Origin of the sequence: Pseudomonas sp. FeS53a (genome assembly GCF_000931385.1) — a bacterium.
Taxonomy (GTDB): Bacteria; Pseudomonadota; Gammaproteobacteria; order Pseudomonadales; family Pseudomonadaceae; genus Metapseudomonas; species Metapseudomonas otitidis.
In genome coordinates this window covers 1-16835 of sequence record NZ_JYFT01000071.1, presented here as the reverse complement: position 1 = coordinate 16835, position 16835 = coordinate 1, and the positions used below count along the sequence as shown (strand labels likewise).

The 16835-nt window shown below is 69.9% G+C and carries 4 protein-coding genes; all 4 read right to left on the bottom strand.

All coding sequences use genetic code 11. The annotated features are described in order from the left end of the window. The coding region (locus SZ55_RS22230) for a filamentous hemagglutinin N-terminal domain-containing protein (RefSeq protein ID WP_044411816.1) at positions 1-857 on the bottom strand (857 nt) is incomplete at its 3' end. A gap of 26 nt (positions 858-883) precedes the next feature. Next, a complete protein-coding gene (locus SZ55_RS22225; RefSeq protein ID WP_442963709.1) occupies positions 884-2587 on the bottom strand; it encodes a ShlB/FhaC/HecB family hemolysin secretion/activation protein in 1704 nt (567 codons plus the stop codon). 277 nt (positions 2588-2864) lie between these two features. Next, positions 2865-15254 (bottom strand): filamentous haemagglutinin family protein, encoded by a 12390-nt coding sequence (locus SZ55_RS22220; RefSeq protein WP_044411813.1) that lies wholly within the window; start codon positions 15252-15254, stop codon positions 2865-2867. Positions 15255-15448: 194 nt separating this feature from the next. Beyond that, complete coding sequence (locus SZ55_RS22215) at positions 15449-16582, bottom strand: substrate-binding domain-containing protein (RefSeq protein ID WP_044411811.1); 1134 nt, start codon at positions 16580-16582, stop codon at positions 15449-15451. Positions 16583-16835 lie beyond the last annotated feature (253 nt).

Genomic DNA, 16835 nt, shown 5'->3' with positions numbered 1-16835 from the left:
TTGGCGTCGATCTGGATGTCGCCGCCGCTGGCGGCCATGTCGCCGGCCAGTTTGACGCCGACGCCCTGTTCGGTGCCGACGAGGCGGATGGCGCCGGCGTACATGCCGCCCAGGGCGCTGCTGTCGATGGCCAGTTGGGGTTTGTCGGTGCCGTCGTCGGCCTTGGCGGTGGCGGCGAGGGTGGTGGCGTCGACGTCGTTGCGGCCGGTGACCATTGCCAGTTGCCGGGCGTGCAGTTCGGCGTTGATCTGGGCGCTGCGGGTGATCAGTTCGAACTGGTCGACGTTGCTGGCGTTGAGCCCCTGCCCTTCGATGCGGATCTGTCCGCCGTCGACGTCGTAGCGYTTGAGGGCGCCGTTCTCGACCACGGGGGCGCCGGTGCTGAGGGTGGCGCGGGGGGTGTTGATGAAGCCGCAGCCGTCGCAGGTGATGCCGTGGGGGTTGGCGACGATGACGTGGGCGCCCTGCCCGGCCACTTCGGTGTAGCCCTTGAGCTGGCTGGGGTTGGTGCCGGTGACTTCGTTGAGGATGACGCCGGCGGCRCGCCCGTTGAGGTTGGGGTTGCCGAGGATGTAGCCGCCCAGYTGGGTGCTYTGCAGTTTGTTGGTGGCGTTGTTGAGGATGAGCCCCTGTTCGCCGACGTTGTAGTCGCTGAATTTGTTGTGCGACAGGCCRTTGCCGTTGGGCGTGGCGATGTTGACCACGGGTACGCCGTTGGCGGCGGCGCCRAKRCTGGTGTTGCCGCCGGCGGCGGCGTCCACGGCGAGGTCGGCGGCGGTGCTGACGATGGGGTTGAGGAACATGACGCCGATGAGCACGGTGGCGATGTTCTGGAAGAAGGGGCTGCGAACGTCCATGAGGTGGGGCTCCGGGTGACGCGAAATCAGTAGAACAGGTCGATGCGGGCGTAGATCGGGTGCTCCTGGCGTTCGATGACGTCAGGGCGCTCCAGGGACCGCGCGAAGGTGAGCGAGACGGCCAGGTTCGGGCCGCGGGCGCTGAATTCGAGGGCGTTGCCGCTCAGGCGGCCATGGCTGCGGGCGTTGTTGCGGTCGCCCTGGATCTGGCCCAGGTCGTAGGCGAAGGCGAGGCCGTACTGGCGTACGAAGGGCTGCAAGGGTGCCCAGTCCACGGGGCGGGTCCAGCGCAGTTGGTTGCGCCAGTAGCCGCCGCTGTTGCCGGACAGGGATTGGTCCTTGAAGCCGCGCACCGAGCTGAGGCCGCCGATGCTGATGCGCTGGGGGCTGTTGAGTTCGTCTTCGCTGCGCTGGTAGTTGATGAGGCTGTCGAAGCTGAGGTTTTCCCCGAGCAGCTGGAAGGGCTGCAGGTAGCTGGCGGTGAGGCTGTATTTGTCGTAGCGGGCGTTGGTGCCGCTCTTGCCGTCGATGCGACTGTTCTTGGCGTCCAGGGCGCCGATGCCCTGTTGCCAGCCGAGGTCGAGGTTGACGAAGGCGCTGCCGAGCCGGCGGCCGTGGTTGAAGCCCAGCTGGGTTTCGGTGATGCGTGGGCTGGACTCGCCCAGCAGGGTGTTTTCGACGTAGTTGCGGGTTTCCAGGTGGGCGAGGCCGAGGCTGAGGCCGGTCTTGCTGACGCTGTCGCGGTGCAGGACGCGATCGGCGCGCAGTTGGTGGGTCTTGCTTTCGCCGTCATAGACGAAGGGGAAGCCCTGCCCTTGGGTGCGCATGCGGTAGTAGCTCTGGCTGTAGGCGTAGCTGAAGCTCCACCAGCCATACGGCAGGCTGTAGGCGAAGCTCTGGTTGGCGGAGTGGCGCCAGCGGTCGCTGACGGCGTCGCCGCCGGCGCGCAGGCTGAGCTGGTCAGCCAGGCCCAGGGGGCTGTCCCATTCCAGGCTGGCGCCCCACTGCTGTTCGCCGGTGCTGCGCTGGCCGTCGTTGTGGCGGTTGAAGCCGACCCGCCAGGGTTTGCCGGGCTCGCCCTTGAGCTGGACGCGGCTGCCGCCCACGTCGCTGCCGGGCAYCAGTTCCAGTTCGGCGGGGCGCGAGGGCAGGCGGTTGATCTGTTCCACCAGTTGCTCCAGCTCCCGCAGGTCCAGCGGCTCGCCGGTCTGCGCCGGGGAGGCCAGGGCCAGTTCGCGGTCGCTGGCGATCGCCGAGCCTTCCACGCCCTCCAGGCGACCTTCGACGACGATGACGTCCAGTTCACCGTCGGCCAGGTCCTGCTGCGGCAGGTAGGCACGGGAGGTGACGTAGCCGCGGTCGATGTAGTGCTGGGTGATGGCCTTGAGCAGGTCGTTGAGGCGCCCGCTGTCCAGGCACTGGTGTTCGAAGGGCTTGAGCAGTTCGCGCTGGCGCACCTCGCTGATCAGGTGCACGCCCTGCAGGCGGATGCGCTGGATGTCGAAGCACGGGCCCTGTGCCTGGGGCTGGCTGGGCGCCACCGGCTCGGCACGGCCGGGCAGTTGCTGCAGTTCCTGCAGGCGCTTGCGCTGCTCTTCCAGCAGCCGCTCCTGGCGGTCGCGGATCAGGTCGCGGTCGCCGGGGGACGGCACCACGGGATCGGCGGCAAAGACTTGGAAAACAGGAAACAACAGCAGGCAGAAGCCGACTGCAAACGGCTGCATGCGCATGACGACCTTCCTTGGATAGTGGCATCTCGACATCGGGGCGATATTTTTATGGCGCCAGCGACTTTGCTCAAGCCCTTTCCCGACCAAATGCGAATCACTCGTCAGTAGTTTGGTAGGTCCGGTCAGGGCGGCGGATTCTAGTCAAAGAGGCAAACCAGAAAATCAGCGCTGATGTTCCCTGAACGTAGGGAAATTTCCGAAACGCAGAAAAAAGAGCGGCAGTCGCCTGCCGCCCTCGGGAAAGAAGTGCCGCCCCGAAGGGCGGCCGGGGAAGGGATCAAAGCGTGAGGTTGCGCTGTTCCTCCTCGGTCAGGCGGCTGCGGGCCTGTTCGTCCAGCGGGCCGGCGCCGAGTACCTGCACGCTGCGGTTGGCGTCGTAGCCGGTCGGTGCCGGGGCGCGGGCTTCTTCGCCGCCTTGCAGGCGTTCGTTGCCGAAGCCCAGTACCTGCACCGTGACGATGGACGGCTGGCGTTCGCGGGCGGCGCGCTGCTGGCCCCGCGCGGCCTCTTCGGCGGCACCGCTGGCGGAGCTGGCCGCCGAGCTGGCCGAGGCCAGGGCTCCGGTGTTGACCGAGGCCACCACCGGTATCCCGCTGGATTTGCCCTGCACCTGGATGTTGGCGGCGTTGATCACCTGCAGCGCGGCGATGTTGACGTTGCCGGAGACGCGGATGCCGGCCTCCCCCGCGTCGATGGTGCCCAGCGGCGCCAGCAGGTCCATGTCGCCCGGCGGTACCTCGGGGATGGGCGCCAAGGTGGCGATGCCGGCACCGGTGCTGGGCACGCTGGGCGACAGGGTGACGTTGCCCCAGGCGTCGTAGACGCGACGGGGTGGCGTGTACACCAGGGTGGTCTTGGAGCCGCGTCCGGCGTTGATGTCGCCCCGGGCGGACCAGGCCAGGATGTCGCCACCGAAGGTGGTCATGATGCGGCTCTGGCCCAGCAGCACGCTGCCCTCGGCGAACAGCTGGATATCCCCGGCCCCCTGGGTGATGACACCGGCCGAGGCCGGCGGCGCCTCGCCCTCGATGCCGAACACCTGCTGCCCGCCCGGCGTGAGCATCTGGATGCCGCCCCCGAACAGGGTGCGCACCCCGGCACCGCCATAGAGGGTGATGTCGCCCTCGTAGCGGATCGGGTTGCCGGCCACGTCATGGCTGGGGAACAACGCGGCGATGGCATTGCGACCGCGCAGGTAGCTGCCGAAACGCGGGCTGCCGGCATCGTTGTATTCGCGCCCGCCTGCGCGCAGCTCGGCGAAGTACAGCTGGCGGGCAAAGATCCGCTGCTGCTCCGGCGCCAGTGCGGTGAAGTAGGCCAGCGCCTGCTCGCGGCTGCCGCTGAAGCCGAAGCGCTCGGCCAGCCAGGCCGCCAGCTCGGCTTCGTAGGTCTGCGCGACGCCACCCGCACCCAGGCTGGCGCCGGGGGCGAGGCGGTTGGCCGGGTCCAGGTAACGCAGGGCGAAGGCCAGGTAGTCCGGGCCGCTGCCGGCACCGGCTTGCAGGGCGATGTCGGCGCCCGGGCGCTGGTCGCCGGGCACGATGGCTCCCAGGCTGTTCAGCGTGGCCTGGTCTTCCAGGCGCAGCTGGCGACCGGCAGTGATCTCCAGGGTGCCGGGCCCGGCAACGTTGAAGCTGCTGAAGAGGATGTCGCGCCCGGCGGACACCACCGAGACGTCGGTGGGGGCGTCGTGGACGAACAGGTTGCCGGTGGTCTGCGCAGTACCTTCGATATTGCTCGGGCCTGGCAGACCGACCACCTGCCCGCTGTTGACGATGTCGCGCCCGGCCATGAGGCGGGTCGGGCGTGCGCCCTCGTACCAGGTTTCACCGGCCCGGAGATCGCTCGAGAACCGCAGGATCTCGCCCGTGCGCACCCCGACGATGTCACCCCGCAGGGCGTAGATGCGCGTCGGCTGGTCGGCACCACGGTAGGCGCCTTCGACCCCGGTGCCACCGAAGGCGAACAGGCTGCGCCCGGGGTTGCCGCTCCAGCCCAGGTCGCCATGGCTGGCGCCTGACGCATCGAGGTAGTAGAAGCCCGGCTTGAAGGGCGTGGCCAGGTGGTCCTGGGGGGCGTTGCTCGGCGAAAGGGCATAACCCCCGGCATAGATGGAGTTTCCGGCCAGCAACTCCAACTGGGCCTGGCGCCCCGGGGCCAGTAGCAGGGAGTTGACGACCACCTGAGCGTCCATGCCAACCGCGCCCTGCGCCGATGGCCCGTAGTAGAGGCTGCCAGCCGGAGCCACCGCCCGCAGGACCGAGGGGTAGACGAAGCGCCCGTCAGTAGCGGAGTAATCCATACCGGAACGCAAACTGAGACCACCGGTGTAGGAGCCCGTTTCCCCCAGTTGGGTCGAGGGTGTCAGATTGCCACCGGCGGCGAACAGGTCGATGGCGGTATGGTCTGTCCATAGGCTGAACCAGGCGAAGCCGCTGCTGCGGGTGCCGGCCAGATCCACGGCCTGGCCGCCCAGGGCCTGGCTGCGCCCGGCGTCGCTCACCCCCCCCAGCACCAGGTCGCCCCGGGCATTGAGGCTCACCGTGGCGTCCCCCGGTACCAGCACCAGCCCGCCGTTAGCGGAGGCCTTGGTGGCGGTGAAAGGGTCGTAGGCGCGGCTTTCCCGGGCGTCATGGTTGCGCGCTTCCGGCCCGGTGATCGTGTCGATGCCGCCATAGGAGGCCGCACTGGCGCGCAGGCTTCCCCGCAGGTTGACCAGGCTGCCATTGAGGTCGTGCCGCTGCTTGATGGGCAGCTTGGCATCATCCTGGAACCCTCGGGCCTCCAGGTCGGGGTTGAGCGCGCCGCCCACCACCAGGTTCAGGTCGCCACCGCCGGTGGTGACCAGGTGGCCGTCCACCAGGCGCCCGGTGGAGCCCACGGCCAGCACCAGGCCCTGGCTGCGACTGGCGAGGTCGCTCTTCATGATTCCTCGGGGCGCCTGCAGGCCGGCATCCCCGGCCACGCGTACGTCGAGGTTGCCGCCGCCCAGGGTGCCGAAGCCGGTGAAGCCGGCCAGGGCCACATCCTTACCGCTGTTGAACGGCACATAGGTGCCGAAGTTGATCCACCAGGCGCTGGGCACGGTGGATGCAACGTCCAGCCCGCCGCCCTGGCGCCACAGCCAGTTGCGGACTGCGCTGCCTTCCGGCTGCTGAGTGTCCCCGCCTCCGCTCTCCGGCCGTCCGATCAGGTCGCCGGTCAGGTCACCGCCCACCGTCAGCGACAGGTTGCCGCCCCGCTCCGGGTACCAGGCGCGGTAGAGACTGCTGGCCCCGCCGTCCACCAGGGTCTCGTAGACACCTCCGTTTTTGCCCAGCACGGTATCGACCAGCGCTCCATTGCCTGGATTAACGGCCACACCGCGTGCCTGGTTGTAGGCCGCGGACTGCGACAGCCCCAGCGAAGAGGTACCGGCCGTATAGAGGCCGTACAGGGAGTGCAGGTTGAAGTCCCCGGCGCTCACCAGGTCCAGGTCCCCGGTGCCGGTGCGCAGCACGCTGAAGCGGCTGCTGCCCAGGGCGTAGTTGTACTCCATACCAGACCCCTCGGTGCACATGTACACCTCGGAGCAGATAATCAATTCGTCATCAACACCGTATTCAGCCATGGCCTCGGCTACCGGCTTGCCGGCAAAGCTCTCATCGCCATACCACGCCAGTGCACCCTCCGCCGTGAGGAGGCGGGTCGATATGGCTTTCGCCAGATAGCCATAGTGAGTGTCGGCCAGGCGCAGTTCGCCGTGCTCGGCATAGGGGTCGACCAGGCGGCTGTCGGCGGCCTGCAGGTCGGCACCGGCCACGGCCCGCAGCGACCAGGACTGCGAGCCTTCGGGCAGCATCTGCGCCACGGCCCAATTGCGTCCCTTGCCGTCACCGCCTCGCAGGTTGACCTTCTCCACCCCGGCGGCGAGCTTCACATCGGTGCCCGCCGGGATCAGCGCCCCCAGGGCCAGCACCAGGTTCCCTGCCTGCACCACCCTGTCCGGCGCACCGACAATAGTGCTGGGCGCGTTGCTCGGCAGCGGCACACCCTTCGGCCAGGTCATGGCCGTTACCGGGGTGTCCCCCGGCAGCCAGGTCCCCGCCCCCAGGACCATGCCCTGGGCCAGGGTGACGGCCTCGGCCAGGCGGGTGCCGGCCGCGTAGGCCAGGCTGCCGTCGGCGTTGCGCACCTCCGCCGCCAGCACCGTACCGGCCGCCAGCAGCAGCGGGCCGTTCAACCGCGCGTCCGCCGGCAGGCGGGTACCGGCAGCCAGGGTCATGGCCTTGATCGGCAGGTCGTAGTTGAGCACCGTGCCGGCGGGGAAGGCGGTGCCATCCTGCAGTTCGATGCCGCCACGGGGCACCACCACATCCCCGTTGAACGGCTGCTTGCCGGGCAGCAGCACCCAGCCGTCGTCGTCCTGGGTGGCCGGCGGTGCGAGGAAGCCGTCGTTGATGCTGCCCAGCACGCTCAGGTCGCCCCCAGCGCGGATCACCAGGTGCCCCACCTCCCCCGAGCCCGCAGCGGCGGTCCTGGGGGTGTGCGGATTGAGGCTGGCGTAGCGGTAGCCGGACAGGTCCAGGTCACCCTGCACCACCAGGTCGCCACCGGGCGTCCGGCTGACCAGCTCCACCCCGGGCCGCAGGTGGAAGGCATCGGCATAGGCGGCGTTGTTCAGGCCGGCCAGCTTGCCGTTGAGCAGCGCACCGTTGGCCAGGGCGTGGTCGATGAAGGCCAGGCTCTCGGCGTGCTTCTGGTCCAGGTAGGCCTGGTCGATGACCTGGTAGGGCCGGCCGCTAGCGGCCGGGTCGCTGCCGTCGCGGGCATCGTCGTAGCGCTGCACGCCGTTCACGGCGATCAGGCTGGCGCCCTGGATGTCCAGGGGGCCGCTGGCATCGATGGCGATGTCACCAGCGCTGGCACCGCCGAGCCGGGGAGCATTCAGCTCCAGGGTGCCCCGTGCTTGGCCATCGTGGCCGCTGCTGGCGGCGGTGCCGTGGCGCAGGTCGATGCGGGCGCCGCTGGCCAGGGTCAGTTGGCCATCGACGGCGCTCAGTTCCACCGTGGCCCGGTTGGGCGCATCGATGATCCCGCCGTAGCTGTCCACCCTCAGGCGGTTGCCATGGGCGTCCAGCCGCGCGCCGCTGCCGAGGGTGAGCCCCTGCTTGCCGGCCAGGCGGATGGCCCCTACCCGCTCGCCGCTGGCGTCCACGGTGCCGTTCACCGTGAGGTGCCCGCCGTCCAGCGACACGCTGATCTCTCCGGCCTTGAGGCCATCGCCGATCACCAGGTCGCCCTGCTTGAGCTGGAAGCTGCGAGCGCCGAACACCTGGCCCTGGTTGAGGCGCTGGTTGAGCGCGGCGAAATCGTCGCTGAGGTTGCCCGCGCCGAGCCGCTGGGCGTGTACCTCCAGGCTGCCGGCCTTGTACGGCATCCAGGTACCGCCAGCGTCGTATTCCCCGCTGCTGCCACCGAGGATGCGCCCTTCCAGGGCCACCGTGCCGGCGCCGGCCGCCAGGGCGGTGGCCTTGAGGCTGCCGGCCTGGTTGTTGACCGCGGACAGGTCGATCAGTGCACCGGCCGCCTGGCGGATGTCGCCGTGGCGGCTCTCCAGGATCAGGTCGCCGCCCCAGCTGTACTTGTTCACCTCGTTGAAGGTGACCTTGCGCCCGGCCAGGTCGATGCGGGCACCATCGCCGAGGCTCAGCTGCTCCTCGGCCGCCAGGGTCAGCTTGCCGCTGGGCAGCACCACCGCGCCCTCCAGGTACAGGTTGCGCCCGCGAAGGGACAGCTCCGCCCCCAGGGCATCGCCCCCGATGGTCGGCACCGTGGAACCGGCCGGAGCGCTGATGCGGATGTCGCCACCTGCGCTGAGGCGGTTCACCGAGCCGGCCCCGCCGGTCAGCACCGGGGTGCGCAGGGTCAGTTGCCCGCCGCTGTACTGGAAGCCCTGGCCCGGGGTGTAGCCGTCCTGCCGCTGGTACACCGCCAGGCCGCCCTTGTGGTTGGCGGTGATGCGCTCGCGGGCGTTCAGCTCGACGTTGGCGAAGCCCACGGCCAGCCGGTCGCGGATCGGGGTGGCACTGGGCTGGCTGTCCGGCAGGTAGCCGAACTCGATGCGCTCGGCGTCGATCAGCAGGCTGCCCGCGCCGCTGCCGGCACCGCCGGCGATGATGGCTCCGGCCTCGTTGTGGGCACCGTTCCACACCAGGTTGGCGGTGCGGATCTGTGCACGCGCACCCGCCTCGCCCTGGCCGTAGATAGCCGGGGTGGTCAGCACCAGCTCCTTGAACCGCGAGCGGCCGTCGGCACCGTAGGTGTCCAGGCTGGCGTCGCCGAAGAAGTTCAGCGAATCCCGCGCGCCCAGCACCAGGGTCTCCAGCGCGGGCGCGCCGACCTGGGCATCGCCACGCAGCAGGCGGTCCAGCACCGCCTGGTTGAGGGTCAGCCCGTTGGGCAGGCGGTTGCGGCTGGCCAGGTCGGCCAGCACCTCGGCGCTGCCGACGTTGATACCGCCCACTGCCAGGGTCAGGTTGCGGGTGCCGTAGCGCACCGCATCGCTCAACTCGAAGCGGTTGTCGGTGGCCGTGGCGATGGTGCCGTCGGAATAGAGCCCGGTGGTGCCGCTGCATGTGCCGTCGCAGACACCGATGCGGATGGGCCCGGGCGCCGCATTCGGTAACTGGGGGTTGGGTACATCCGGGGCCAGCAGGCTGAGGTAGCCGTTGGAAACCGCCAGCACGCTATTGCGCCCCGGCTTGTACAGGTAACCGTCGCGGGAGTCCCGCGGGGCAGCCCCCAGGCCCAGGGTGTTGATGCTGGCGCCCTGCTCCACGGTGATGCCCCCCGTCGTGCCGGAGCTGATCAGCATGACCTCCGGCGCCCGCAGGGTCGCGCCGCTGCGCAGGGTCACGCTGCGCACGTTGGCCCCATTAGTGCTACCCAGCTGGATGAAATTGCCGCCCTGGCCGTAGACCGTACGGCCAAGACCACCGATGAAGAGGCTGCCGGCACCGATGGCGTTGAGGTCGGCATCGTTCAGGGAGATGCCGGTAAAGCCGGCGTTGGCCCCGGTGCCGGCCTTGACGATTTCCAGGTGGCTGCCGAATGTCGCGTCGATGGCGGTGATGCTGCCCCGTCCGCCCTCCTCACGGCCCTTCAGCAGGGTTCCGGCGAAGCGGAAGCTGGGCTGGCTGCCGTCGCTGCGCGAGAAATTCAGGTTGAAGGCCTTGGCGTCCCGCGGCATCAGCGCGGCGGGGATGCCCAGCCGCGCGGCATCGGCCAGCAGGTACTGGCTGAGAGTGGTCTCGTTGTACTGGGAGTAGCGGCGCAGCACGTCGGCCGGGGTGAGGATCACCTGGCTGGCCAGGCTGTCGCGGGCGCCGCTGGCCAGGCCCAGGGTGCCGGCGGTGGACCAGGAGCCGTTGCGCATGGCCTGGGTGATGAGGGCACCGCCCTGCCCCGCCAGGCCATTGACCTCCACGCGGAAGGCCCCCGGCAGCAAGGCGTAGGTGGATGGCAGCAGGGTGTAGGTGCCCGCCGGTAGCCCCGGCACGCCAGCGCCGACGGTGATCTGCTGGCCCACCAGCGGTGCCACGGCCCCGGCCTCGCCATTGCCGGGGGCGAAACCCGGCTGGACGCCGGGCACGATGGCGTACACCGGGTTGCTGCTCAGGGCCGGCAGCAGGAAGCCGTCCGGGCCGTATTGCACCAGCGGGTTGAAACGGGCGTCGGTGGAGCCGCCGCGACCGGCGACGAACCCGGCACCGAGCACCACCCCGCCGCCGGACACATCCACCACGGCGCCCTCGGCCACGTCGATGGCCTGCCCGATCAGGTCCACCTTGCCGGGCATGTTGTTCTGCCCCTCCTTCAGCAGGGTGGTGGAGAGGGCCACGCCGTCGTAGAGCCAGGTCTTGCCGTCCACGGTACCGCCATAGGGAATCACCAGGCCCGCACCGCTCACCGAGGTCAGGCTGCCGGGCAGCAGGTTCACCCGGCTGGCGGGCCGCGGGCTGTTGCCGCCATAACCGACCTCCAGGCTGCCCAATGGCGCCCGCAGGACGCCCCCCTGGTTGACCACGTCGGCCTGCAGCCTCAACTCGCCAAAGGCCGACAGGGGCTGCGCCGGGATCGCGCCAACCGGGCGGCCAATGTCGATGCGCGTGGCCTGCACCAAGGCCTTGACCCCGGTGCCGGGGTAGACCTGGGCTGCTGTGATGCGCAGGTCGCCGGGCAGCGTCAGGCTCATGGCGTTGGCTATGCTGCTCGGGCTCGCCAGCAGCCGCAGGTCACCCAGGCTGTCCAGTTGCACCTGGGCGAAGGCACGGCGGTCCACCACCTGCTCGCGCCCCTGCAGCAGGCGGATGCTGCCGCGCGCCCCCAGGTTCACCTTGTCGCGCACGTCCAGCAGGCCACGGGCACTGAGCAGCCACTGGCCAGTGGCAGGGCGTACCGAGGTGCCCATGTCGATCGCTGTTTTGGTTTCGCTTGGTCCCACAGATGCAGCCGGCCTGGCCCCGGCCAGCCGCAGGTAGTGGCTGCTCAACTCGACCCGGCTGTCCGCCGCGGCGGACTCGGCCAGGCCGTAGGCTCCGGCATACAGGCTGAGGGCATTGGCCAGGTTCAGGCGCACGTTGCCATCGAAGCTCAGCAGCCCGGTGCTGAGCAGCGCCAGGTTGTCGAACCCGCCCTGCTCCACCTGGCTCACCGCCAGCCGGCCCTGGCCATAGCGCAGCCTCGACGCCCCCTGCTCGGGGCCCGCCCCCTCGGCCAGGGGAGCCGCCTGCTGCTGGGCCACCACCAGTTCCCGGGCCTGGCGCACGGCATCAGTGGCCCGGGGGTCGCCGGTCAGGTAGTTGGGCGCGCCAAGGGCCACCGAGAGGCTGCCCCCTGCCACCCCCTCGCCGCCGGCGGCAGCGCGGAGCTGCCCATCCAGGTACAAACCGCTGGTGGATGCCAAGGCAATGCTGCCGCCCTGGCTGGCCACCCTTAGCGGGCCCTGGCCGGGCAGGTCGAGCCACGCCTGGCTGCCGGAGGCATCGAGGCGCGCGCCCTGGCGCACCACCACGAAGGCATCGCTGGCCGTCAGGTCMCCCCGGTTGGCGTCGATTTCCCCGCCGATGACGATGCTGCCCCCCTGGCGCACCTGGCCGTAGCGGTTGCCTCGGGCGTCCACCGCGCTGACGGCACGGGAGGCTGCGTCCAACCGGGCGTGATCGCCGATCCAGAGGGAATGGTAGGTTTCCAGCGGCCGTGCGGACTGGACCTCACCGTTGCTCCCCAGGCCGAGGATGCTGATGCGCCCGCCCCAGGCCTCCAGGGTGCCGTCCACCGTGACCTGGCCGATCCCGGCCAGGCGGATGGCCTGGCCAGGGTCGACATGCAGCAGAGCCCCCTGCTTCACCACCAGCGCCGTGCTGGCGATGTCGGCGGCGGCGGTCTCCGGGCTGCCAGCCTGCAGCGAGAGGCTGGCCCCCTGGCGCTGGGTCAGCACGCCCTGGCCGGCATCCTCCTGGTAAAGGGGGGGCAACCAGCGCTCCAGGGCCTCGGACAGGGCACCGCCGGTGGCCAGGTTGCCCGCGCCGCTGGCCTGGCGGTACAGCGGCTGGGTCACCTCGACGCGTGTGCCCTCGGCCACCTCCAGGCCCCGGTTACCCCTCACCTCGTAGGCGGAGAAACCCTTGTCGAAGAAGTTCCCACGCAGCACCAGGGTGCCGGCCGCCGCCGACGGGGCGTTGTCGGCGATCAGCACCCGAGCGGCCTGCAGGCTGAGGGTGCCACCGCCCTTGACGCCTTCGCCCCGCAGGGCGCCGCCCAGGCTCAGCACGCCACTGTCGCCCCGGTTGCCGGCACTGGCCGCCAGGGTGACGTGGCCGCCCTTGCCGCCCTGCAGCCTGCCGTTGGCGAGCAGCGCCGCGCCGGAGCTGACATCCACCGTGCTGCCGGCTTCCAGCAGGGTGTTGCCGCTGCTGCGCAGGGACACGCTGCCGCCATTGAGGTAGGGCAGCGCGCGGGTGTCGTCGGGCTCGCGCAGCAGGTTGCTCCACAACCCGCTGGCATCGAGGCGCACACCCGCCCCCACGCGTACCGAGGCACTGCCGCTGGTGGGGGTGAGCACGGTATCGGCACGCCCCAGGGCGGTCATCTGGTTGAGCACGTTGCCCAGCTGGAGGCTGCCGCCACGGACGGTGATGTCGGCGTTCACCTCCACCTGCGGGCCGTAGAGGGTCACGTTGCCGGCCGGCGCCACCTGCAGCGCGCTGTCGACCCGGATGCCCTCGCTGGCCGCCACCTTGATGGCCCCGAGGTTGAAGCCGTTGAGCTGGGCGCTGTCCAGGTACAGGGTGCCCTGGCGTCCCGCCGGCAGGGCGGCGGTCAGGTCGAGCCCGTCGGCGATGCGTTCGGCGCCCTGGCCGAACACCACCTGCTTCAGGGTGTTGGCACTGGCACCCAGTACGGGCTCCAGGGTGCCGCTGCTCTTCACGTACAGGGGGGCGTAGGTGCCCACCACCAGTTGGCCACCGCGCGCGGCCGCCTTCTGCGACTGGCGGTAGCCGTCGAGGCCGGCCTGGGCCGCCTGGGTCTGCCGGGCGCCCTGGTAGGTGTCGCTGGCCAGGGTGCCCTCAAGCACCGCGTTGCGGGTGCCGATGACCAGACTGCCGGCGTCGCGGCCCACGGTGTAGCCGGCCTCCTGGCGCTCGCGCGGGGCGATCAGCGGGTCGTAGTAGTAGTCGGTGCGGCCCCAGCGCTGGCTGTGGTCCTCGTAGCCCCGGTAGATGCCGGTGTAGAGGATGTCGCCCGGGGCGCTGGAGAGTTCGTACAGGCGCCCGTCGGCGCCCTTCAGCCAGGTCTGCCGGACGCTGCCGCCCTGGACGTCGAGGGTGCCGCCGGAAAGGTTGATCTGCGAACCGGACTGGGTCACCACTTCGCCGCCGGTGAAGCTGACGGTGCCGCCCAGGGCCATCCATTCGGCCACGCTGTGGCCCTGGGTGCCGAGGTAGCCGCTGACCTCCAGCAGGCCGCCGGCGGTGTACCAGCGGTCGGTGGCGTAGCCGTTGGTCCCGGCCGGCACCCGCACCAGCTCGCGCACATCCACCCAGACGTCGCTGTTGTTCAGCGCGCCCTTGTCGCGGTTGACCGAGGCGTCGCGCTGCTCGTTGCCCTGCAGGTTGACCTTGACGCTGTTGGCCGACATGGCCACCTGCACGCCGGTGGCGCCGGAGACGTCGATCACGGCGCCGTCGCGCACCAGGCTGCGCTGGGCAGCCTGGGTCGCCACCTGGCCACCGGTGGCCAGGGTGATGGAGCCCTTCTGGAAGTCCACGCTGCCGCTGCTGTCGATCTGCACCAGGGACAGGTCGCGGCGGAAGACGTCGCCGTTCACCACGTCGCCGTCCTGCTTGAGGGCCGGTGCCAGCAGGGCATCGCGCTGGCTGTCGAGGGCGGTGGCGCTGGCATCGAGGAGGATCGCGGTGGTGCTGCCCTCGCCCAGGGTCACCTGGCCATTGGCGCCGCTGGCGGTGAGGTGCACGGTGCCACGGGCGTCTGCGGAGGTGCTGGCCAGGGCCACGCCGCTCTGCTGCACCTGGTTGCCCACCAGGCTGACATCGCCGCTGGCGGCCAGCAGCACGCCCCGGTTGAGCACCCGGCCGCTGCCGCTGGCGCTCACTTCGTTGCCACGGGTGGTGGAGGTGGGGCTGCCGTCGCTGCCATAGCCCTTGCGGATCACGAAGCTGTCCCCGGCCGCCATCAGCACCTGGCCCTTGGGCGTGCTGATGCTGCCGGCGTTGTCCACCTCCTTGCCCAGCAGCAGCACGTAGCCGCCCCCGGAGGTGGAGGTGCTGGGCGCCGCCGTGCTCAGTTGCGCCCCCTGCTCCACGCGGATATTGCCCTGGGCGTTGGTGAAGCTCGGGTTGCTGCCGTTATAGAGGCCGCCGCTGCGGAACTGCTCGTCGCTGAAGCCAGTAGCGGCAGCCACCAGGTTGCGCACGTTGACCTGGCTGGTGCCGCTGAACACCACCCCGTTGCTGTTCAGGATCATCACCGTGCCGTCGGCCTTGATCTGGCCCTGGATCTGGCTGGGCGCGGTGCTGTTGCCCACCTTGTTCAGCAGCGCCCAGCTGGCCTCCTGCTGGAAGGCCAGGGTGGTGTCGCGGCCGACGTTGAAGGTCTCCCAGTTGAGGATGGCCTTGTCGGCAGTCTGCTTGATGGACACCAGCACCTTGCCGTTGGCGTCGGTCTGCACCGGCGCCTCGGCGTTGATGAACAGCGGCTTGCCATCGGGCCCCACCACCACGTTGAGGCCGTTGCCTCCGAGACCGTTGTGCAGGGTCTGCGGGGCGCCGCTGGCGGCCGCGCGTCCGGCGGCCTGGGCTGCCTGGGCCGCGGCGATGGCGGCCACGGTGTTGTTGAGGTTGGCGAAGGAGCGGCCCAGGCGCTGCTGCACCTGCTGCTGCTGCGCCAGCGGCGGTGGCGAACCCGGCTGCACGGTCCCCGGCCGGGCGGCTCCGGCGGCCTGGGCGGCGCCCTTCTCGGCGAACCAGCCGGCACTGAAGGCCGGCGCGGCCTGGGCACCGCCAGCCAGCAGCATCAGGGCGATGGCCTGGGCCAGTGGCTTGAGCAGGAGGGGGTGTTCGCGGCGGGCGGTGCAGGTGACGGACGACTTGGGCTGGGAACGCATCACGACGGGTCCTTGTTCGGGTGGAGGCGCAGCGCCCCGAAGGGCGCGCCATGGCTGTTACCCCCAAGGCCGTCGGCGCAGCGGGCGACCGAACTTTTGTCACGCAAAGTTCACGGGGCCTACCGGCGCCTGACATGCAAAACCGGCAATGGCGCGAGGCCATTGCCGGTTCCTGGGGTGAACCCGCGAGGGGCTTAGAGCGGACGGCCGATGCCGTTGCAGGCGCTGGTGTTGCCGATAGCCAGAGAGCTGCTCGTGGTAGCGAAGGTGGTACGGATGGCGTTCTTCCAGGCGGTGGTGAGCGGGATCAGCTTGTTGGCGACGATCTCGTCATCGTTGTTGCTGCTGGCGTTCAGGCCGTAGTGGCGGTTGAGGAAGGTGCGGATGGCGGTGGCGTCAGCGCTGTCCTTGTAGCACTGGCTGAACACCAGGTTGGTGTAGCCGACGATGCTGTAGCCGGTGGCGGGGTTGGCCAGAACCGGGACCCAATTGGCGGGATCGGCGCGGTCAGCTGCGGTGGACGGCGGAAGGGCGTTGCTCAGGGCGATGGTAACGTTGCCCACGGTGGGCAGGTTGCCGTTGACCTTGGCGACCACGGCGGGGTTGGTGGCGTCCACGTCCTCCGGGCCGACGTAGCCGATGGCGCCATCGGTGGCGGCCACGGTGCTGGCCATCTGGGCGCTGCCACTCACGGCCACGGCACCGGCCGGCACACCGCCGAGGGCGGCGCTGGTGAAGGTGCTGCTGACGCCGAACTGGCCTGAACACTGGCTGTTCAGGTGGCGGGTGAAGATCTCGGAGGTGCCGCTGCTGGTGCCACGGTAGACCACGGTGATCGGGCCGGAGGCGCTGCTGATCTGGTTCCAGTCAGTGATGCTGCCGGAGAAGATGCCGCACAGCTGGGCGCTGGTCAGGTTCAGCGAGGTGACGCCGGCTTTCTTGTAGGGAATGGTGACCGAGGTGGCCGCCGAGGGGATCTGTACCAGCGGGCCCCAGTTGTTGGCATCGGTGACGGGCACGGTCGGGGACTGGTGGGCATTCTTGTAGGCCGACAGTTCGGCGGCGCTCAGTACGGAGTCACTGCCGGCGTAGTCGACGGTGGTGCCGCTGGGCAGGTTGAGCTTGGTGGCGTCGTTGTTCAGCACGGCAGCCTTGCCGGCGCCGCTGCCCACGCCGATGTAGGCGTTGAAGCCGGACGGCAGCACGGTGGCGGTGTTGTACAGGTTCTGCGGCAGGGTGGCACCGCCACCGACGACGGCCGCCATGGCCTGGGCGGAACACAGGCCGGCGACGGCCAGGGAAACAGCGAGAACGTTGCGCTTGAACATGAGGAAGCTCCTTTCATCGTGTCTGGACGTGGATGGTTCGCTGTCGAGCGGGTCATGGCCGGTCGGGCGCATTCCAGAAGCCCGGTGCGGCTCGGCCATGGCACTGACAGTCGCAGCCACGGGTGACAGGCAAAGGAAAAAACCTCGGGAGCACGAGGCGCTCAAGGACGGGAATGTTCGGGGGTGCGTGCAACCTGCCTGACATGACAGGGCGCTGCGGCGAGGAGGTATTACGGGAGGGCGGCTGGGAGAC